This is a genomic window from Streptomyces blastmyceticus (assembly GCF_039521185.1).
Lineage (GTDB): Bacteria > Actinomycetota > Actinomycetes > Streptomycetales > Streptomycetaceae > Streptomyces > Streptomyces blastmyceticus.
Map to the genome: position 1 here is coordinate 120,587 of NZ_BAAABW010000036.1, position 20,292 is coordinate 140,878.

Sequence of the window (20,292 nt, forward strand, 5' to 3'; positions counted from 1 at the left end):
TGCGCAGCCCTCTTGACTGCGCCGTGAATCCATTGCCAAAGTCCGCTCAACCCACCGTGCGTTCCACAGGTCCGCGATGGGCCAACTGGTCTACAGTGCGGGGGATTTACGCGATGACGAGTCCTTCCCGGGGCACCGTGGCACAACCGGAGCTGGCGGGCCGGTCACCCGGACAGCTGATGTGGCGGCGCTTCAAGCGCGACCGGACGGGAGTGCTCTCCGCGTACGTGGTGCTGTTCTTCTTCCTCGTCGCGGTGGCGGCCCCGCTGATCTCCAAGGTCTACGGGAAGGACGCGACGACGACGTACGGGCTGAACGAACAGGGGCTGCTGAACGAGTTCGGCTACCCCGTGAAGTCCAACGGCGGTATTTCCGGCCGTTTCTGGTTCGGCATCGAACCGACCCTGGGCCGGGATGTGCTCTCCCAGCTCGTCTACGGAATCCGTACGTCCCTGCTCATCGCGACCGCCTCCACCGTCCTGTGCGTGCTCACGGGCGTCCTGGTGGGGGTGACGGCCGGATATCTGGGCGGGCGGACGGACTATTTCCTGGGGCGCTTCATCGACCTGTTGCTGGCCTTCCCCTCCCAGCTGTCCTTCATCGCCTTCACGCCGGTCGTCTACTCCCTTTTCGTCAGCCCGGAAAAGGAGACGCCCACCTATCTGCGGGTGGTGACCCTGATCCTGGTCCTGTGGGTGCTGGGCTGGATGGGGCTGGCGCGACTGCTGCGCGGGCAGGTGCTCAGCTTGCGGGAGCGGGAGTTCGTCGAGGCGGCCAAGGTGACCGGCGCCTCCCCCTGGCGGATCATCAGCAAGGAGCTGCTGCCCAACCTCTGGACCCCGATCCTGGTGCAGTCGACGCTGATGCTGCCCTCGATCGTGACCGTCGAGGCGGGCCTGTCCTTCATCGGCGTCGGCATCGTGGAGCCCACGCCCGACTGGGGCCGGATGTTCGCGAACGGCGCCCACTACTACGAGAGCGACATCACCTACATCTTCTTCCCCGGCCTCGCGATGATCATTTTCGTGGTCGCCTTCAACCTGCTCGGGGACTCGGTCAGGGACGCCTTCGACCCCAGGACCGGACGCTGACGCAGTGCCCTACCAGTTATCGACGGACAGGCAGGTGCATCGACCCATGAATCCGCTGACGAGATACCGCGGGCCCAGAGCCCGGTTGTGCACCGCCGCGGCCCTGGCGGCCGGGGCCCTGGTGCTCTCCGCGTGCAGCAGCGGAGGAGGAGGCGGGGGCGGAGCCAAGGACGAGGGGCCCGGCTCGGACAAGAACAAGTCCTCGAACTTCTCGATCGGCAGCGAGGCGGACTCGGCCGGTCCCGCCCCAGACGTCCCCGGTGCCAAGAAGGGCGGCACCGTCGGCGTCCTCCAGCGCGACGCCTTCGTCCACCTGGACCCGGCGCAGATCTACTACAGCGACATGCTCACCAACCAGATGCTCTACAACCGCACGCTGACCTCGTACAAGGTCGGCGACAAGGGCCAGGTAAAGATCGTCGGCGATCTGGCGACCGGCCCCGGCACCGCCTCCGACGGCGGGAAGACCTGGAAGTTCACCCTCAAGGACGGGCTGAAGTTCGAGGACGGCTCGCCGATCACCTCCCAGGACATCCGCTGGGGCATCGAGCGGCTCTACGCCGACTTCGAGACGGACGGCCCGCAGTACATCCCGCAGTGGCTCTCCGGCGACGGCGCCGCCTTCCGCAAGGCGCTGCCCGACGGCCCGTACAAGGGCAAGCACCTGCCCTCGTCCGTGCTGGACACCCCGGACGACAAGACGATCGTCTTCCACTTCCTGGCGCCGCACGCCGACGCCCCGTTCGCGACCGCGATGCCCAACATCGGCCCGGTCAAGGCGGCGAAGGACACCCAGCGGAAGTACGACAACGCGCCCTTCTCCTCCGGCCCGTACAAGGTCGGGGACTACAAGGTCGGCAAGTCGCTGACGCTGGTGCGCAACGACCAGTGGGACCCGAAGACCGACCCCGTACGCCACCAGTACGCCGACCGGTTCGAGATCAGCTTCGGCCATCAGTACGCCGACTCCACCCGCCGCTTCCTCGCCGACCAGGGCAGCGACAAGAACACCCTGTCGTTCACCAACGCCGTCGCGCCGGAGATGACCGAGAAGGTGCTGAACCAGGCGGACACCAAGGCCCGCCGCTTCGTGGAGATCCAGCCGTACGTCGACTACATCAGCTTCAACATGGACCGGCTGAAGGACGTCAGGGTCCGCAAGGCGCTCGCGTACGCCATGCCCAACGGGCAGATCCTCCAGCAGATGGGCGGCACCACCGCCGGGGTGCTGGCCACCAACTACCTCTCCCCCGCGATGGACGGCTACCAGCCGACCGACCCGTACGGGAAGAAGGCCAAGCCCGCCGGTGACCCCGACAAGGCCAGGGAGCTGCTGAAGGAGGCCGGCAAGGAGGGGCAGGAGATCGTCTACGCCTACCCCAACACCGACCTCCAGCAGAAGGTCTCCGTGGTCGTCACCCAGGCGCTGGAGCGCGCGGGCTTCAAGGTGCAGAAGAAGGAGATCGACTCCAACACCTGGCCGACCGCGATCGCCGAGGTGAAGAACAAGTTCGACATCTACCGCACCTCGTGGGGCGCGGACTGGCCGGTCTCCTCGACCGTGGTGCCCCCGCTCTTCGACGGCCGGCAGATCGCCGACGGCGCCCAGAACTACGGCCACGTCAACGACCCCGCCGTCAACAAGGAGATCGACCGGATCAGCGCCATCCCGGATGTGAAGAAGGCCGCGCCCGAGTGGCAGAAGCTCGCCGACAAGGTCTTCACGGACGACGTCCCGGGCGTGCCGACCTTCTACAACCGCCAGTTCGCGCTGTGGGGTTCGAACCTCGGCGGGGTCCGCTACCACCCGGTCTACGGCACCGCCGACCCGACCGCCGTCTACGTCAAATAGCGAACCGCTCCCCCGCGGCCGGGCCCCCGCCGGCCCGGCCGCACCCCTTGCCGGAACGCCCTGCCGACCGGAAGACCGCGACCCATGCTTCGATTCCTCGCCCGCCGCTCGCTCGGCGCGATCGTGATCATCCTGCTGATCAGCGCGATCACCTTTCTGCTCTTCTTCGCGCTGCCCTCCGAGCCGGCCCTGATGTCCTGCGGCAAGAACTGCACCCCGGACGCCATCGCCGTCATCAACAAGAACCTGGGGCTCGACCAGCCGGTGCCCGTCCAGTACTGGCACTACATGACGGGCATCTTCGTCGGCCGCGACTTCACCGTCGGCCACTGCCCGGCCCCCTGCTTCGGCTACTCCTTCTCCAACCAGCAGCCGGTCTGGGGCACCATCGTGGACCGCTTCCCGACCACGCTGTCCATCACCCTCGGCGGCGCGGCCGTCTTCCTCTTCGTGGGCGTGGGCATCGGGATGCTCGCCGCCGCCTTCCGCGGCACCTGGATCGACAAGTTCTTCAGCTCCCTGTCGCTGGTCGGCAACGCCCTCCAGATCTACTTCGTCGGCGTGATCGCGCTCGCCGTCCTCGTCAGCGGGCTGCACTGGATGGACAACCCCGCCTACTACCCGATCACCGAGAACCCCGGGAAGTGGTTCATGGGGATGCTCATCCCCTGGCTGGTGCTCTCCATCATCTTCATCGCCAACTACAGCCGCATGACGCGCTCCCAGATGATCGAGCAGCTGGGCGAGGACCATGTGCGCACCGCGCGCGCCAAGGGGCTCAGCCGGCGCACCGTCTTCTTCCGCTACGCCTGGCGGGGCGCGCTCGCCCCCATCGTCACCATCTTCGGCATCGACCTCGGGTCGCTCTTCGGCGGCGCGATCATCACCGAGTTCACCTTCAGCCTGCACGGGCTGGGGCGGCTGGCCGTCTCCTCGGTGAGCGAGACCGACCTGCCCACCCTGATGGCCGTGATGCTCGTCGGCTGCACGGCCATCGTCGTCGCCAACATCGTCGTGGACGCCGCCTACGCCGTCATCGACCCGCGCGTGCGCCTCGCCTGACACCCTACGGAGAACCCCACCGTGACCACATCCGACGGCGCGTTCCTGTCCGTACGGGACCTGTTCGTCCGCTTCGACACCGAGGACGGCGTCGTCAAGGCCGTCGACGGGCTCGGCTTCGAGCTGGAGCGCGGCCGCACACTCGGCATCGTCGGCGAGTCCGGCTCCGGGAAGTCCGTCACCAACCTCGCGGTACTCGGGCTGCACGACCCGCGCCACACCGAGATCAGGGGCGAGATCCTGCTCGACGGACAGGAGCTGACCGGCGCCCCCGAATCGGTGCTGGAGAAGCTCCGCGGCAACAAGATGGCCATGATCTTCCAGGACTCCCTCACCGCGCTCTCGCCCTACTACACCGTCGGCCGCCAGATCGCCGAGCCCTACCGCAAGCACACCGGGGCCACCCGGCGCGAGGCCCGGCAGCGCGCCGTCGAGATGCTCGACAAGGTCGGCATCCCCAACGCCGCGCTGCGCGTGGACGACTACCCGCACCAGTTCTCCGGCGGGATGCGCCAGCGGGCGATGATCGCGATGGCGCTCGTCTGCGACCCCGAGCTGCTGATCGCCGACGAGCCGACGACGGCCCTCGACGTGACCGTGCAGGCCCAGATCCTCGACCTGCTCAAGGAGCTCCAGCAGCAGACCGGTTCGGCGATCATCCTCATCACCCACGACCTCGGTGTCGTCGCCCACACGGTGGACGAGCTGCTGGTGATGTACGCGGGCCGGGCCGTCGAGCGCGGCACCGTCCACGAGGTGCTGAGCGAGCCCCGCCACCCCTACACCTGGGGGCTGCTCGGCTCCATGCCGCTGCTGGACTCCGACGTCGAGGAGCCCCTCGTCCCCATCCCCGGCACCCCGCCGAGCCTGCTCAACCCGCCGCCCGGCTGCCCCTTCCACCCGCGCTGCGCCCACGTCGCCGAGGTCGGCGGCGACCGGTGCCGCACCGAGCGCCCCGAGCTGCCCCCGGGCCGCGGCGCGGCCTGCCACCTCCCGGCCGCCCGGCAGCGGACGGCCTTCCCCCAGCAGCAGACCAAGCCCCGACCGGCCTGAGGAGATCTCCCATGAGCGACATCAGCGACACGGCGTCCCCGGGCGAGCCGCTGCTCGTCGCCGAGGGGCTGACCAAGCACTTCCCCGTCATGGGCGGCTTCCCGTTCCGCCGTAAGGTCGGCGCGGTGCAGGCCGTCGACGGCATCGACCTGACCGTACGCGCGGGCGAGAGCTTCGGGCTGGTCGGCGAGTCCGGCTGCGGCAAGTCCACCACCGGGCGGCTGCTCACCCGTCTGCTGGAGCCCACGGCCGGCCGGATCACCTATCAGGGCCACGACATCACCCACGCGAGCCGCACGGAGCTCGCGCCGGTCCGCGCCCAGATCCAGATGATCTTCCAGGATCCGTACGCGTCGCTGAACCCCCGGCAGACGGTCGGCCGGATCGTCTCCGGGCCGATGGAGATCAACGGCATCCGCCCGGCGGGTGGCCGCGAGGCGCGCGTACGGGAGCTCCTGGAGACCGTGGGCCTCAACCCCGAGCACTACAACCGCTTCCCGCACGAGTTCTCCGGCGGCCAGCGGCAGCGCATCGGGGTGGCCCGCGCGCTGGCGCTGGAACCGCGGCTGGTGGTGGCGGACGAGCCGGTGTCCGCGCTCGACGTGTCCATCCAGGCGCAGGTGGTCAACCTGCTCCGGTCCCTCCAGCGGGAGCTGGGCATCGCGTTCCTCTTCATCGCCCACGACCTCGCCGTCGTCCGGCACTTCTCGCAGCGCGTGGCCGTGATGTACCTCGGGCGCATCGTCGAGGTGGGCGACCGCGACGACATCTACCGCCGCCCGCGCCACCCCTATACGCACGCCCTGCTCTCCGCGGTCCCGGAGGCCCTCACGACCGGCGGCACCCCCCGCGAACGCATCCGCCTGGCGGGCGACGTCCCGTCCCCGATCAGCCCGCCTTCGGGGTGCCGCTTCCGTACGCGGTGCTGGAAGGCGCAGGCGCGCTGCGGCGCGGAGGAGCCGCCGTTGGTGCGGCTGGAGGGCAACGCGGAGGGCCACTTGACGGCCTGCCACTTCCCGGAAGCGGGCTCCACGACGGCCCGCACCCAGGACGTCGTCCTGGACCCGGCCCTGTCCGGCTGATCTCGCTGACCACGGTGCGCGCATTCAGCCCGTCCGGCGTTTGAGGACAGCGCGCGGAGCGTGCTTCGGGGGTCTGGGGGCTTGCCCCCAGTTTCGGGAAGGGGCGGGGCTGGGGAACAAGCCCGCCGCAGGCGCCACAGACCTCAACCCGGATCGCCCTCCGTCGGAAGGACACCCCTCTCCTCAGCGAAGTGACACGCCGACTCATGCGTCGCACCCCCACCCCCCTCCCGGAACCAATCCGGCACCTCAAGCAACGGCACAACCTCCGCACACTTCTCCTGCGCCTTCCAGCACCGCGTACGAAAGCGGCACCCCGAAGGCGGATGCGCGGGCGACGGCACGTCCCCGGCCAGCAGGATCCGCTCGCGGCGCGCCCGCGCCCGCGGATCCGGCACGGGCACGGCGGAGAGCAGCGCCTGGGTGTAGGGGTGCGTCGGGTGCTCGTAGATCTGCGCGTCCGTGCCGGCCTCCGCGAGCCGCCCGAGGTACATCACCGCGACCCGGTCGGAGATGTGCCGCACCACGGACAGGTCGTGGGCGATGAAGACGTACGACAGGTCGAACTCGTCCTGGAGCCGCTCCAGCAGGTTGACGACCTGCGCCTGTACGGAGACGTCCAGCGCCGAGACCGGCTCGTCGGCGACGATCACCTCCGGGCGCAGGGCGAGGCCGCGGGCGATGCCGATGCGCTGGCGCTGGCCGCCGGAGAACTGGTGCGGATAGCGGTTGATGTATTCGGGGTTGAGGCCGACGACGTCCAGCAGGTCGCGGACCTTCTGCCGGCGGCTGCCCTTGGGTGCCACCTCGGGGTGGATCTCGAAGGGCTCGCCGATGATGTCGCCGACGGTCATCCGGGGGTTGAGCGAGGTGTACGGATCCTGGAACACCATCTGGATGTTGCGGCGCACGGCCTTCAGCGCGCGCCCCGACAGCTTGGTGATGTCCTCGCCCTTGTAGCGGATCTGCCCGCTCGTCGGCCGTTCCAGGTTGACCAGCATCTTCGCGACCGTGGACTTCCCGCAGCCGGACTCGCCGACGATGCCGAGCGTCTCGCCGCGCCGCAGGTCGAAGGAGATCCCGGAGACCGCCTGGACCGCGCCGACCTGCCGTTTGAAGAGGATGCCCTGGGTGAGCGGGTAGTGCTTGACGAGGTCCCGTACCTCCAGAATCACCTCGCCGTCAGCTCTCATCGAATACCTCCGTGAATACTCCACCCTTCCAGGCGGAGAGGGAGCGGACCCCTGCAGAGCAGGGCAGGGAGAGGTGGTCTGCCGCCAGGCCGGATCGCTGCCGGATGCTCAACTCTCCTCAGAGTCTCACAAGTTGATGTGTTAGCTTGTGAGCTGTGACCAGCCATGTGAAGCGGGCGTTCAAGTACCGCTTCTATCCGACCGATGCACAGGCGGCCGAGCTGTCGCGCACGTTCGGGTGTGTGCGGAAGGTCTACAACCTGGCGCTCGCCGCCCGCACCGAGGCATGGGCGCGACAGGAGCGGGTCAACTACAACGCCACGTCGGCAATGCTGACCATGTGGAAGAAGACCGAGGAACTGGCCTACCTCTCCGAGGTCTCCAGCGTCCCCCTTCAACAGACCCTGCGGCACCTGCAGGGAGCGTTCACCAACTTCTTCGCCAAGCGGGCCAGGTACCCGCGCTTCAAATCCAAGAAGAACTCCCGCGCCAGCGCGGAGTACACCCGCTCGGCATTCACCTTCCGCGACGGGCACCTGACCCTGGCGAAGATGACGGAGCCGCTGGACATCGTGTGGTCCAGGCCCCTCCCCGAAGGCGCCAGGCCGACCATGGTGACCGCAAGCCGGGACGCCGCCGGACGCTGGTTCGTCTCTATGCTGTGCGAGGACCCCGCTGTAAAGCCGCTCCCGTCCACCGGTACGGCGGTCGGGATCGACGCCGGACTGGACCATCTTCTGACGCTCTCCACGGGCGAGAAGATCGCAAACCCCCGGCACGAACGCCGTGACCGTGCCCGCCTGGCCAAGGCCCAGCGGGCCTTGGCGAAGAAGGCCAAGGGGTCGGCAAACCGGGCCAGGGCCCGCCGACGGGTAGCGAGAATCCATGCCCGCATCGCGGACCGGCGCCGCGATTACCTGCACAAACTGACCACTCGGCTCGTGCGCGAAAACCAAACGCTCGTGATCGAGGACCTGACCGTACGCAACATGGTCAAGAACGGGAGCCTGGCCCGCGCCATCTCGGACGCGGCATGGTCGCAGTTCCGCAGCCTTCTGGAGTACAAGGCCGCCTGGTACGGACGGGACGTGGTGGTCGTGGACCGCTTCTTCCCCTCCTCCAGACTGTGCTCCACCTGCGGTGCCCTGCGGGAAAAGATGCCTCTCAGCGTCCGCACCTGGACGTGTGGCAACTGCGGAGCGACCCACGACCGGGACGAGAACGCGGCACGCAATCTGAAGGCCGCCGGGCTGGCGGTGACAGTCTGTGGAGCCGGTGTAAGACCTCAACGGAGCACTCCGGGCGGGCAGTCGGCGACGAAGCAGAAAACCTCACGGCGCGAGCCGTGAGAATCCCCTCCTTCAAGAGGGGGAGAAGTCAACGAGGGTGTCCTTCCAGAAGTGGCAGGCGCTGGTCCGGTCGGGGGCGACGGCGAAGAGCGGTGGCCGGTCGGTGCGGCAGATGTCCTGGGCGCGGGGGCAGCGGGGGTTGAAGGGGCAGCCCGGCGGGATGGCCATCAGGTTGGGCGGCAGGCCCTTGATCGCGTAGAGCTGCTGCCCCTTGCGGTCCAGGCGCGGGATGGAGTCGAGGAGGCCGCGGGTGTAGGGGTGGGCGGGCGCGGCGTAGAGGTCGTGGACGGGGGCGGTCTCGACGATCCGGCCCGCGTACATCACGGCGATCTTGTCGGCGACGTCCGCCACCACACCCAGGTCGTGGGTGATGAGGATCAGGCCCATGTTGTACTCGCGCTGGAGCTCGGCGAGCAGGTCCATGACCTGCGCCTGGACGGTGACGTCCAGGGCGGTCGTCGGCTCGTCGGCGATGATCAGGTCGGGTTCCAGGGCGATCGCCATCGCGATCATGATGCGCTGGCGCATGCCGCCGGAGAACTGGTGCGGATAGTCGCCGATCCGCTCCCTGGCCGCGGGGATACGGACCCGGTCCATCAGCTGGACCGCCTTGGCCCGGGAGTCCTTGCGGGTCATCCCCTCGTGCACTTCGAACATCTCGCTGAGCTGGGCGCCCACGCTCAGCACGGGGTTGAGCGAGGACAGCGCGTCCTGGAAGACCATGGCGAGCTTGGCGCCCCGCACCCGGCGGCGCGTCTCGGCGGGCATGGTCAGCAGGTCCTCGCCGCGGAAGAAGACCCGGCCGCCGGTGACGTGGCCCGGCGGCGAGTCGAGGATGCCCATGATCGCCTGCGCGGTCACCGACTTGCCCGACCCGGACTCCCCCAGCACGGCGAGCGTCTCGCCCTCGCCGACGCTGTAGCTGACGCCGTTGACCGCCTTGGCCACCCCGTCGCGGGTGCGGAACTCCACTTGGAGGTCGCGTACGTCCAGCAGGACCGGCTGTGCTTCCTGGTGCTCCATCCGCCCGCTCCTCAGCGCAGTTTGGGGTCGAGGGCGTCGCGCACCGCGTCGCCGAGCATGATGAACGCCAGCACCGTGATGCTCAGCGCTCCCGCGGGCCACAGCAGCATGTGCGGGGCGTTGCGGATCTGGACGGAGGCGTTGGAGATGTCGATGCCCCAGGACACGGTGGGCGGTTTGAGGCCGACTCCGATGAAGGACAGCGTCGCCTCCAGGGCGATGTAGGTGCCCAGCGCGATGGTCGCCACGACGATGACCGGCGCGACGGCGTTGGGCGCGATGTGCCGCAGCAGCATCCGGCCGTTGCCCGCGCCGAGGGCCCGCGCGGCCTGGACGTAGTCGTTCTGCTTGGCGGTGACCACGGCGCCGCGGGCGATGCGGGAGATCTGCGGCCAGCCCAGCAGCACGATGAACCCGACGACGGGCCACACCGAGCCGCTGGTGACCACGGACAGGAAGACCAGCCCGCCCAGGATGATCGGGATGCCGAAGAAGATGTCGGCGAGCCGCGACAGCAGCGCGTCCCACCAGCCGCCGAAGAACCCGGCGAGCCCGCCGAGCACGCTGCCGAGCAGGGTGGCACCGGCCGTGGCGCAGATGCCGACGGTGATGGAGGCGCGCGCACCGTGGACCGTACGGGTGTAGACGTCGCAGCCCTGCGCGTCGTAGCCGAAGGGGTGACCGGGCGCGGAACCGTCCTGGGCCTTGGCGAGGTCGCACTGGAGGGGGTTCCCGCTCGCGATCATCTCCGGCCAGATGGCGATCAGGACCAGGAAGACGATGATCAGCGCGGAGACCACGAAGACGGGGTTGCGGCGCAGGTCCTGCCAGGCGTCGGACCACAGGCTGCGGGGCCGGCCCGTGGGCACGCCGCCGGACGGCGGCGGCCCTTTCTCCAGCGTCTCCGCCTCGCTGGTGGCCAGGCTCATCGCGCCGCCCCCGGCGGGGGTGATGGCGTCCTGCGGCTCGGGGGACTCAGGCATAGCGGATCCTCGGGTCGAGCACGGCGTAGAGGAGGTCGACCAGCAGGTTCGCCAGCAGGAAGACGATGACCAGGATCGTCACGAAGCCCACCACGGTCGGCGAGTTCTGCCGCAGGATGCCCTGGAACAGCTGATAGCCGACGCCGTGGATGTTGAAGATCCGCTCGGTGACGATGGCACCGCCCATCAGCGCCCCGACGTCGGTGCCGATGAAGGTGACCACGGGGATCAGCGAATTGCGCAGCAGGTGCCGGGTGATGATCCGGCGCCGCGGCAGGCCCTTGGCCACGGCCGTGCGGATGTAGTCCGCGCGGGAGTTCTCCGCGATGGACGTACGCGTCAGCCGGGTGACGTACGCCAGCGAGGTCAGGCCCAGCACCACGCCGGGCAGGATCAGTTCGTCGACGGGTGCCTCGGGCGAGACCGCGGGCGGCACCAGCCCCCATTTCACACCGAAGAGGAATTGCAGCACATAGCCGCTGACGAAGGTCGGGATGGAGACCACGACCAGGGTGAGCAGCAGCACCGAGGTGTCCACGGAGCGGCCGCGCCGCAGCCCGCTGAGGACGCCGAGCACGATGCCCACGACGATCTCGAAGACGATGGCGACGAGCGTGAGGCGCAGGGTCACCGGAAAGGCGTTGGACATCAGCTCGGTGACCTTCTGCCCGTTGAACGCCGTGCCGAAGTCACCGGTGAGGATCTGCCCCATGTAGTGCAGGTACTGCTTCCACAGCGGCTCGTCGAGATAGAGCTCCTGGCGGATGCGCGCGGCGGTCGCGGGGTCGGGCGCCTTGTCGCCGAAGAGGGCTGCGACGGGGTCGCCCAGGGTGTAGACCATGAAGAAGATCAGGAACGTGCTGCCGATGAACACCGGGATCATCTGGAGCAGCCGCCGGATCACATACCGTCCCATGGGGGCTCCGGGGGTCGTGGCGGGAGGGCCCGGCGGCGGGGCGCCGGGCCCGGTCCGTACGAAGGCTCGTCAGCCGACCTTGATCTGCTCGTAGACGGGCACGCTGAAGGGGTTGAGCGTGACGTCGGAGAGCCGTTCCGAATAGCCGGCGCTGCCGTTCTGGTACCACAGCGGAATGGCCGGCATCTGCTCGGCGAGGATCTTCTCCGCGTCCTGGAATTTGGCGTTCGCCTTGTCGGCCGAGCTCTCGGCGTTGGCCTCGTCGACGAGGTTGTCGAACCTCGGGTCCGAGAACTTCCCGTAATTCGAGGAGGCGTCCGTGTAGTAGAGCGGCTGCAGGAAGTTCTGGATGAGCGGGTAGTCCATCTGCCAGCCCGAGCGGAAGGGATTGGTCATCCGCTGCTCGGTGGTCTGGGCCCGGAAGTCCGCGAAGGTGCCGATGGGGTTGACCGTGCACGCCCGGTCGTTGCCCAGGGCGTTGTTGATGCTGTTGCAGACGGCGTCCATCCACACGCGGTGCGAGCCGGTGTCGACGTTTGAGGTGAGGGTGATCCGGCCGCCCGGCAGCCCGCCGCCGTCCTGGATCAGCTTCTTCGCGGCGGTGGCGTCGTACTTGCACGCGTCCCCGCACAGGCCCGCCTTGTAGCCGCCCTTGTCGCCGAGGGCCGGGGAGGTCCAGTCCGTCGCGGGCGTCCGGGTCTTCCGGTAGATCTGATCGGTGATCTGGTCGCGGTTGATGGCCATGGAAAGGCCCCTGCGGACCTTTTCCAGTCCGCTCTTCGACCAGGCCGGGTCGTACATCGGGAAGGCCAGCGTCTGGATGATGCCCGCGGGCTGGTTGATGTAGCGGTCGCCCAGGTCGTTCTTGACGTTCTTGAGCTGGGCGCTCGGAATGTCGTCGACCAGGTCGAGGTTCCCGGCCTGGAGATCGGTGTACGCGGTGTTGTTGTCGGTGTAGACCCGCAGCTCCACCCCGTTGTTCTGCGCCTTGTCGGGGCCGGGATAGGCGTCCCATTTGGAGAGCTTCATCGACGAGCCCTTGTCGTAGGAGTCGACGAGGTACGGGCCGTTGCCGATGGGCTTCTTCAGCCAGGCGGCGTGGTTCTCGAAGAAGGCCGCGGGCAGCGGGGCGTACGCGGCGTAGCCGAGGGTGTCGGGCCAGGTCGAGAACTTCGTCCGCAGCTTGACCGTGAAGGTCCTGTCGTCCTTCACGGACAGGCCGGAGAGGGTCTTGGAGGTGGCCGTGCCGCTGGTCGGGTGGACCTTGTCGTAGCCGTCGATATAGGCGAAGAAGGAGGCGTTCTTCTGTTTGTTGTCGACCAGGGCCGCGTAGTTCCAGGCGTCCACGAAGGATTTCGAGCTGATCTTCTCACCGTTGCTGAAGGTCCAGCCGTCCTTGACGGTGACGGTGAAATTCTGCTGGTCGGACGTCTCGATCCTGTCGGCGAGCATGTTCTCGGCCGCGCCGCTGCGGGGGTCGTATCGCTTGAGCCCCCGGAAGATCATGTCCAGCACCTTGCCGCCCTGGACCTCATTGGTGTTGGCGGGCTCCAGCTGATTCTGGGGGTCGCCCCACGAGGCCCGCACCACTCCGGAACCGCCGCTGCTCCCGCCTCCCCCGCAGCCCGACGCCACCAGCGCCACCGACAGCACACAGCCGGCCCACCGGGCGCGCGCGACTCCCCGCATGGAGTGCCTCCTCGTCCTAAGAATCGCTTAGGACGAGATAACACCCCATATGGTGACCTCATGGGCTTTCCGGGTACCGGACGGGGCGGAAACCCCCCGTATGCGTGAGTACACGCGCGACCCGCGTTATCGGGCGGCGTCGCTCCAGCGGACCTCTCCGTCCACCACGACATCGGACGCCGTCAGACCGAGGGCCCGTGCGATGCCCATGGACGCCTCGTGCTCCGGGTGGATGTAGGCGACGAGCCCGGTCACCCCTTGTTCCCGCAGCCAGCGCGCCATGGCGAGCGCCCCCTCCCGCGCATAGCCGTTGCCCTGGTAGTCGTGGCCGACCACCCAGGCGAGCGATGCCTCGACGCCTCCGGCGGGCGGACGGTGCAGCGTGGACTGCACGGTGCCGACCAGCTGTTCGTCCGAGGCACGGCGCAGCATCCAGTTCAGCCACCCCTGCGTGCCGTCCGGGGACCGGCCCGCCGACTGCCGTCCGTACCGGTCCACGAGCTGATCGAGCGTGCCGGGGGACCCACCGGTCCACGTGTGCAGCCGGACGTCGTCGAACACCGTGACCGCCTCCGTCGCGTGCTCGACGCGGAGCGGTTCCAGGCGCAGACGCGGTGTCACCAACGGGGCTGCGGCGATCCAGGGCTCTGATGCAGGAGGCATCGCAGGATCGTAACGCCCTGCGACAACAGGGCCTCTTGGTGGTCGGATCGGCTGTGCAACCCTGAGCCACGAAGAGGCCCTGCGATCGGCAAGCGGATGGCCTCCGGCAGCCCTGCTAGGCCGCGCCCACCACCTGCTTCTCCTCGGCGAAGTGGCACGCCGAATCGTGTGCCGCCGGGGTGTCCTTCCCCTTGAAGACCTCGGGGATCGCCAGCACCGGCATCTCCTCGGCGCACTTGTCCTGCGCCTTCCAGCAGCGCGTGCGGAAGCGGCAGCCGGACGGCGGGTTGGCGGGCGACGGAACGTCTCCGGTGAGGATGATCCGCTCCCGGCCCTCGCGCTTCTCCGGGTCCGGCACGGGCACAGCGGAGAGCAGCGCCTGGGTGTACGGGTGCGTCGGGTGCTCGTAGATCTGCGCGTCCGTGCCGATCTCGGCCATCTTGCCGAGGTACATCACGCCGACGCGGTCGGAGATGTGCCGGACGATGGACAGGTCGTGCGCGATGAAGATGTAGGAGAGGTTGAACTCGTCCTGGAGCTTCTCCATCAGGTTGATGACCTGCGCCTGCACCGAGACGTCCAGTGCCGAGACCGGCTCGTCGCAGACGATGATCTCCGGGTTGAGCGCGAGGCCGCGGGCGATGCCGATGCGCTGGCGCTGGCCGCCGGAGAACTGGTGCGGATAGCGGTTGATGTACTCCGGGTTGAGACCGACGACGTCCAGCAGCTCCTGCACCCGCTTGCGCCGGTCGCCCTTCGGTGCCACCTCGGGGTGGATCTCGAAGGGCTCGCCGATGATGTCACCGACGGTCATGCGGGGGTTGAGCGAGGTGTACGGGTCCTGGAACACCATCTGGATGTTGCGGCGCACGGCCTTCAGCGCGCGCCCCGACAGCTTGGTGATGTCCTGGCCCTTGTAGAAGACCTCGCCCGAGGTGGCCGTCTCCAGCGTCATCAGCAGCCTGGCGACCGTGGACTTGCCGCAGCCGGACTCGCCGACGATGCCGAGCGTCTCGCCCTGGTAGAGGTCGAAGGAGACACCGTCGACGGCCTTGACCGCGCCGATCTGCCGCTTCAGGAGAATGCCCTGCGTCAGCGGGAAGTGCTTGACGAGGTTGCGGACCTGGAGGATCGGCTCCCGCTGGTCCGACTGCTTGGCCGGCTCAGCCATGGATGGTCTCCTTCCAGAAGTGGCACGCGCTGCCGCGGCCGTCGAGCTCGGTGCCGTCCTGCTCCGCGACCGGGAGCAGCTCCGGGATGTCCGTACGGCACACGTCCTGCGCCTTGGGGCAGCGCGGGTTGAAGGCGCAGCCGGTGGGGATGTGCAGCAGGTTGGGCGGCAGGCCCTTGATCGCGTAGAGCTCCTGACCCTTGTGGTCCAGGCGCGGGATCGACTCCAGCAGGCCACGGGTGTACGGGTGCGCGGGGCGCTTGTAGAGCTCGTGCACCGGCGCGGTCTCGACGATCCGGCCCGCGTACATCACGGCGATCTTGTCGGCGACGTCCGCCACCACACCCAGGTCGTGGGTGATGAGGATGAGGCCCATGTTGAGCTCGCGCTGGAGCTCGGCGAGCAGGTCCATCACCTGCGCCTGGACGGTCACGTCCAGGGCGGTGGTGGGCTCGTCGGCGATGATCAGGTCCGGCTCCAGCGCCATCGCCATGGCGATCATGATGCGCTGGCGCATGCCGCCGGAGAACTGGTGCGGGTAGTCGTTGACCCGCTCCTTGGCGGCCGGGATGCGGACCCGGTCCATCAGCTCGATGGCCTTGGCCTTGGCGTCCTTCTTGGACATGCCCTGGTGCACCCGGAACATCTCGCCGAGCTGATTGCCCACGGAGAAGACCGGGTTGAGCGCCGACAGGGCGTCCTGGAAGATCATCGCCATCTTCGGGCCGCGCAGCTTGCGCCGCTCGCTCTCCGGCAGCTTGAGGATGTCCTCACCGTGGAAGCGGATCTCGCCGCCGGCCACCCGGCCGGGGGGCGAGTCGAGGATGCCCATGATGGCCTGGGCGGTGACGGACTTGCCGGAGCCCGACTCGCCGAGCACGGCGAGGGTCTCGCCGGAGTCGACGCTGTAGCTCACACCGTTGACGGCCTTGGCCACGCCGTCCCGGGTCTTGAACTCGACGTGCAGGTCGCGCACTTCGAGCAGGGGCACGGACTTCTTGCCGCCGCCGGTCGCCGGGTCCGGCGTGCCGGCGGTCTTTTCGATGGTGGTCATCGGGACGATCTCCTCAACGCAGCTTCGGGTCGAGGGCGTCGCGCAGCCCGTCGCCGACGAACACAAATCCGAGCACCGTCAGCACGATCGCGACACTGGGGTAGGCCCACAGGAAGTCCTTGACGCCCATGAAGTCCCTCGCCGAGGAGATCATGTTGCCCCACTCGGGAACCTCGGGACTCACGCCGACGCCCAGGTAGGACAGCGACGCCTCGGCGACGATGGCCGTACCGACGCTGAAGGCGATGAACGACATCACCGCGGCGATGGAGTTGGGCATGATGTGCCGGACGATGATGCGGCTCGTGCTCGCGCCGAGGGCCTTGGCGGCCGTCACATAGTCCATCTCGCGGACGGACAGGATGCTGCTGCGCAGCAGTCGCGCGACGGTCGCCCAGCTGAAGATGGCGAGCGACAGGATCACGGGCGTCACGCCGCGGCCCATCACCAGGATGATCACGATGGCGCCGATGAGCAGCGGGAAGGCGAAGAAGATATCGGCGATGCGCATGATCACCGTGTCCACGAACTTGCCGAAGTAACCGGCCAGGGCGCCGAGCACCATGCCGATCAGACAGGCCAGGAAGATCGAGGCCAGACCGACGATGACGGCGATCCGGCTGCCGTAGATGACGCGGGAGAACTGGTCGCGGCCGAGGGCGTCGGTGCCGAACCAGTGGCCGCCGCTGGGGGATTGCAGGGTGTTGCCGAGGTCCTGCGCGTACGGGTCGTGCGTGGCGATCAGCGGCGCGGCCGCGGCGACGACGAAGAGCAGCAGCACCAGCGCCAGACCGACCACGGCGAGCCGGTTGGCCACGAAGCGGTGGCGGATCTCGCTCCACTGGGTGATCCGGGCGGGTGCGGGCTCGGCGGTGCCGGTCGCGGCAGCTGGCTGTGCGGTCGCGGCGTCCGGCCCCTTGCTCTTGGCGAGCTCAGTCATTGGGTGACTCCTAGAACGGGGTTGACCTGGCGGTCAGCTGAGACGGATCCGCGGGTCGAGCACCGCGTAGAGCAGATCGACCAGCAGGTTGAGCAGAACGAACACGGCGACGCCGTAGGTGACCACGCCGACGATGATCGGGTTGTTCTGCTGCTGGATGGCGGTCACCAGCGCGAAGCCGATGCCGTCCCAGTTGAAGATCGCCTCAGTGATGAGCGCGCCGCCGAGCAGACCTCCGAAGGAGATACCGATGTAGGTCACGACCGGGATGACGGAGTTGCGCATGACGTGCTTGAAGAGCACGGTGCGGCGCGGCAGGCCCTTGGCCACGGCCGTCTTCACGTAGTCCGCGCGCAGCACTTCGAGCATGGTGCCGCGCATCAGACGGGCGACGAGGGCTGCGTCGATGATGGCCAGCGTCACCGCGGGCATGATCATCGAGTTGAACGACCCGTCGGAGATCAGCGGGAACCAGCCGAGCTTGACCGCGAACTGGCTCTGGAAGATCGAGCCGATGACGAAGCTGGGGAAGCCGATGGCCAGGGTGGTCAGCAGGGTGACCAGCACATCCCAGAACGAGTATCTGAACAGAGCCGCCACCAGACCCGCGAGCATGCCCAGCACGACATCGATGACGATGGCCGCGAGAGCGAGCTTGGCGGTGTTCTGGAGCTTGGGTGCGAGGACCTCGGAGACCTCGCGCCGCTGGGTGTAGTCCTCGCCGAGGTCGCCCTTGACGAGGTTGGTGACGTAGTTGCCGTACTGCACGGCGAGCGGCTTGTCCAACCCGTAGCGCTCGCGCAGTTCCTGGACGACGGCGGGGTCGCGCGCCTTGTCGCCACCGAGCGAGCCGACGGGGTCACCCGGAAGAACGAACAGACAGGCGAACAGAATGAGTGTCGCACCGAAGAGGACGATCACCATCTGCCCGATCCGCCGGATCACATACTTGCCCACGTTGCTGCCTCCTTGACTTGCTGCCGCCGTGGGGCGTGTTCCGCCGCCTCGGGATGGAGGGAGGCGACCCGGGCGGGCAACGGCCTTGTGGGCCGGCCCGCGCCGGGCGAAGGCCGTGGGACCGCGGGCAGCGCCCGGGGCCCCACGACCTTCACGGAAGTGGCTGGATGGTGAGGGTTACTTCGGGCTGATCTCGGCGAGGTTCGGGTCCTCGAAGAAGTCCATCTTCACGCCGTCGTACTTCTTGGTGTTGGCGAGGCGGTACTGGGTGCGCTTCCACAGCGGGATCAGCGCCTGGTCCTCGTCGATCGCCAGCTTCTCGGCGTCCTGGTAGATCTTGGCGCGCTCGGCGGGGTCCTTGGTCTCGCGCGCCTTGACCAGCATCTCGTCGAACTTCGGGTTGCTGTAGCGGCCGCGGTTGTCACCGAGGGCCTTGCCACTGGCGTCCGGGTTGATGCCACTGGTGGACAGCAGCGGCGAGAGGAAGTTGTCCGCGGTCGGGTAGTCGGCCGACCACGCCGCACGCCAGATGCCGTTGGTGCCCTTCTCCTGCTGCTTGGCGAGCGCCTCCTTGAAGGGCAGGCCGTTCAGCTTGACCTTGAGGCCGAGCACGTCCTCGACCTGCTTGGCGACCGCCTGCACCCACTCCTCGTGGCCGGCACCGGTGTTGTAGCCGAAGTCGAGGGTGTCGCCGGGCTTCAGGCCCGCCTTGTCCGCGTACTCCTTGGCCTTCGCCTTGTCCTGCTTGACGCAGGAGGAGCAGACGTCCGGCTTGTAGACGTCCTTGAAGGTCGGCGGCAGGAGGGACGTGGCCGGCTCCTGGAGACCCTGGTAGACGCCCTTGGCGATCTCGGCGCGGTCGATCGCGTAGGAGACGGCCTTACGGGCGTCCGCCGACTTCATCTGCGACTCGGTGGTGAAGAGCAGCAGGTAGTTGACACCGCTGGAGTCCAGCTTCAGCCACTCGCCCTGGCCGTCGTACTTCGCCTTGGCGACCGGCAGCTGCGGCGTGGGCATGCGGGCCCAGTCGAACTGGCCCGACTCGAAGCCCTTGTACTCCAGGTTGGAGCTGCTGGACGGGTTGAGGATCGAGATCTCGACCCGGCTCAGCTTGGCCTTGTCCAGACCGTAGTCGTCGTTGCGGACGAGGTTGATCTTCTGGTTGTGCTGCCAGCTGCCGTCCATCTTGAACGGGCCGTTGCCGATGGGCGCGTCGTTGAACGTCTTGTTGTCGCCGGCGCCGGCGACCTTCGGCATCGGGCTGAAGACCGAGTGCGCGGTCTTCTTGTTGAACTCGAAGTCCGGGGCGGAGAGCTTCACCTTGAGGGTGTACTCACCCGCGGCGGTCAGGCCCGAGAACTTGTCGCTCTTGCCGGTGTTGAGGTCCTTGAAGCCGTCGATGCCGTTCATGTGGTAAGCCACATCGGAGGCGGAGGACTTGGCGGCGGCACGGGTCCAACCACGGATGAACGCCTCGGCGTTGACCGGCTCGCCGTTGCTGAACTTGGTGTCCTTCTTGATCTCGAAGGTCCACTCGTCACCCTTGTCGTTCGGGGTGCCGGAGACAGCCAGCTTCGGCTTCAGGGTGCCGTCGAGGTTCACGTCGTACAGACCGGTGAACAGGTTCCGAGCGACCAGGGTGCCCTCGGACTCCTGGGCGTTCACCGGGTCGATCGAGACCGGCTCGGTGATGCCGAGGCGGAACGCCGCCCCGCCCTTGCCATCGCTCTTGCTGTCGTTGCCACCGCACGCGGTCGCGGCCATGGCCACGACTATCGCTCCGACGACCCACTTGGCGCTCTTGCCACCGCGCATGGGTATGCCTCCTCAGGAGTCCACTGTCCACTACAAGAGAGGCGCCGGTCCCACGCTGACACCCCTGACAGCGGAGACGGAACCGGCACCTCGAGTGTGCTCGTGAGTCGGCGCTCCCCACAGCGCGTGACCCATTGACCCGAGCTCAATGAACCCAACTATTGAGTACGTCCGGCTTGTAAACCACACTTAAAGGGTCTCGCTTTGGTCACATCGATCACATTCACCTGTCCGAAATCCGGACAAAGCGAGGACAGACAGACACCCGCGAAACGGACTGTTAACACAACAACAGGTTCCGCACGTCCGCTATTCGGACACTCGGCGGTTAAACCTGGCGCTAAATCACTTGCCGGGAGGGGCACCGGAAGGGCAGCCGCACCCCGAGCATGCCAGAGG

At 67.9% G+C, this 20,292-nt stretch carries 17 protein-coding genes; 6 read left to right on the forward strand and 11 right to left on the reverse strand.

Annotation, left to right across the window (positions count from 1 at the left end):
- Nucleotides 1-113 precede the first annotated feature (113 nt).
- From ABD269_RS31390 to ABD269_RS31410, 5 genes are all read left to right on the forward strand, one after another.
- Nucleotides 114-1,091, forward strand: coding sequence for an ABC transporter permease (locus tag ABD269_RS31390; protein WP_301892659.1), 978 nt, complete (start codon nucleotides 114-116; stop codon nucleotides 1,089-1,091).
- A 46-nt stretch (nucleotides 1,092-1,137) separates the two neighbouring features.
- Nucleotides 1,138-2,943 (forward strand): ABC transporter substrate-binding protein, encoded by a 1,806-nt coding sequence (locus tag ABD269_RS31395; protein ID WP_344123415.1) that lies wholly within the window; start codon nucleotides 1,138-1,140, stop codon nucleotides 2,941-2,943.
- An 84-nt stretch (nucleotides 2,944-3,027) separates the two neighbouring features.
- Nucleotides 3,028-4,005, forward strand: coding sequence for an ABC transporter permease (locus ABD269_RS31400; protein WP_301892661.1), 978 nt, complete (start codon nucleotides 3,028-3,030; stop codon nucleotides 4,003-4,005).
- Between the two features lie 21 nt (nucleotides 4,006-4,026).
- Nucleotides 4,027-5,058 carry an ABC transporter ATP-binding protein gene (locus ABD269_RS31405; protein WP_301892663.1) on the forward strand — a complete coding sequence of 344 codons (1,032 nt, stop codon included), beginning with the start codon at nucleotides 4,027-4,029 and terminating at the stop codon, nucleotides 5,056-5,058.
- A gap of 11 nt (nucleotides 5,059-5,069) precedes the next feature.
- Nucleotides 5,070-6,140: an ABC transporter ATP-binding protein gene (locus ABD269_RS31410; protein ID WP_301892664.1), complete on the forward strand. Its 1,071-nt coding sequence runs from the start codon at nucleotides 5,070-5,072 to the stop codon at nucleotides 6,138-6,140.
- Nucleotides 6,141-6,283: 143 nt separating this feature from the next.
- Here the strand turns inward: ABD269_RS31410 and ABD269_RS31415 are convergent, their stop codons facing one another.
- Nucleotides 6,284-7,333 carry an ABC transporter ATP-binding protein gene (locus ABD269_RS31415; protein ID WP_301892666.1) on the reverse strand — a complete coding sequence of 350 codons (1,050 nt, stop codon included), beginning with the start codon at nucleotides 7,331-7,333 and terminating at the stop codon, nucleotides 6,284-6,286.
- Nucleotides 7,334-7,488: 155 nt separating this feature from the next.
- Between ABD269_RS31415 and ABD269_RS31420 the strand changes: the two genes are divergently transcribed.
- On the forward strand, nucleotides 7,489-8,682 hold the full coding sequence (locus ABD269_RS31420; RefSeq protein WP_344123420.1) for an RNA-guided endonuclease InsQ/TnpB family protein: 1,194 nt from the start codon (nucleotides 7,489-7,491) through the stop codon (nucleotides 8,680-8,682).
- A 12-nt stretch (nucleotides 8,683-8,694) separates the two neighbouring features.
- On the opposite strand, the gene ABD269_RS31425 is transcribed toward ABD269_RS31420, so the two are convergent.
- The 10 genes from ABD269_RS31425 to ABD269_RS31470 all read right to left on the reverse strand — a co-directional run bounded on the left by ABD269_RS31425 (nucleotide 8,695) and on the right by ABD269_RS31470 (nucleotide 19,893).
- Nucleotides 8,695-9,705 carry an ABC transporter ATP-binding protein gene (locus ABD269_RS31425; RefSeq protein ID WP_301892667.1) on the reverse strand — a complete coding sequence of 337 codons (1,011 nt, stop codon included), beginning with the start codon at nucleotides 9,703-9,705 and terminating at the stop codon, nucleotides 8,695-8,697.
- Nucleotides 9,706-9,716: 11 nt separating this feature from the next.
- Entirely contained in the window at nucleotides 9,717-10,688 is a 972-nt protein-coding gene (locus tag ABD269_RS31430) for an ABC transporter permease (RefSeq protein ID WP_301892668.1), read from the reverse strand.
- On the reverse strand, nucleotides 10,681-11,604 hold the full coding sequence (locus ABD269_RS31435; RefSeq protein WP_116213698.1) for an ABC transporter permease: 924 nt from the start codon (nucleotides 11,602-11,604) through the stop codon (nucleotides 10,681-10,683). Before ABD269_RS31435 ends, ABD269_RS31430 begins: the two co-directional genes overlap by 8 nt.
- A 69-nt stretch (nucleotides 11,605-11,673) precedes the next feature.
- Nucleotides 11,674-13,293 carry a peptide ABC transporter substrate-binding protein gene (locus tag ABD269_RS31440; protein WP_344123424.1) on the reverse strand — a complete coding sequence of 540 codons (1,620 nt, stop codon included), beginning with the start codon at nucleotides 13,291-13,293 and terminating at the stop codon, nucleotides 11,674-11,676.
- Between the two features lie 126 nt (nucleotides 13,294-13,419).
- The gene (locus tag ABD269_RS31445) at nucleotides 13,420-13,956 is read right to left on the reverse strand and encodes a GNAT family N-acetyltransferase (protein WP_344123426.1); all 537 of its coding nucleotides are present in this window, start codon (nucleotides 13,954-13,956) and stop codon (nucleotides 13,420-13,422) included.
- Nucleotides 13,957-14,071: 115 nt separating this feature from the next.
- A complete protein-coding gene (locus ABD269_RS31450; protein ID WP_344123428.1) occupies nucleotides 14,072-15,127 on the reverse strand; it encodes an ABC transporter ATP-binding protein in 1,056 nt (351 codons plus the stop codon).
- Nucleotides 15,120-16,181 (reverse strand): ABC transporter ATP-binding protein, encoded by a 1,062-nt coding sequence (locus ABD269_RS31455; RefSeq protein ID WP_301892676.1) that lies wholly within the window; start codon nucleotides 16,179-16,181, stop codon nucleotides 15,120-15,122. The genes ABD269_RS31450 and ABD269_RS31455 overlap by 8 nt, the downstream gene beginning before the upstream one ends.
- A gap of 13 nt (nucleotides 16,182-16,194) precedes the next feature.
- On the reverse strand, nucleotides 16,195-17,121 hold the full coding sequence (locus ABD269_RS31460) for an ABC transporter permease (RefSeq protein ID WP_301892677.1): 927 nt from the start codon (nucleotides 17,119-17,121) through the stop codon (nucleotides 16,195-16,197).
- Between the two features lie 33 nt (nucleotides 17,122-17,154).
- Nucleotides 17,155-18,078, reverse strand: a complete 924-nt coding sequence (locus ABD269_RS31465) for an ABC transporter permease (RefSeq protein WP_301892679.1) — start codon at nucleotides 18,076-18,078, stop codon at nucleotides 17,155-17,157.
- A gap of 177 nt (nucleotides 18,079-18,255) precedes the next feature.
- Nucleotides 18,256-19,893, reverse strand: a complete 1,638-nt coding sequence (locus ABD269_RS31470; RefSeq protein WP_301892680.1) for a peptide ABC transporter substrate-binding protein — start codon at nucleotides 19,891-19,893, stop codon at nucleotides 18,256-18,258.
- Between the last annotated feature and the right edge of the window lie 399 nt (nucleotides 19,894-20,292).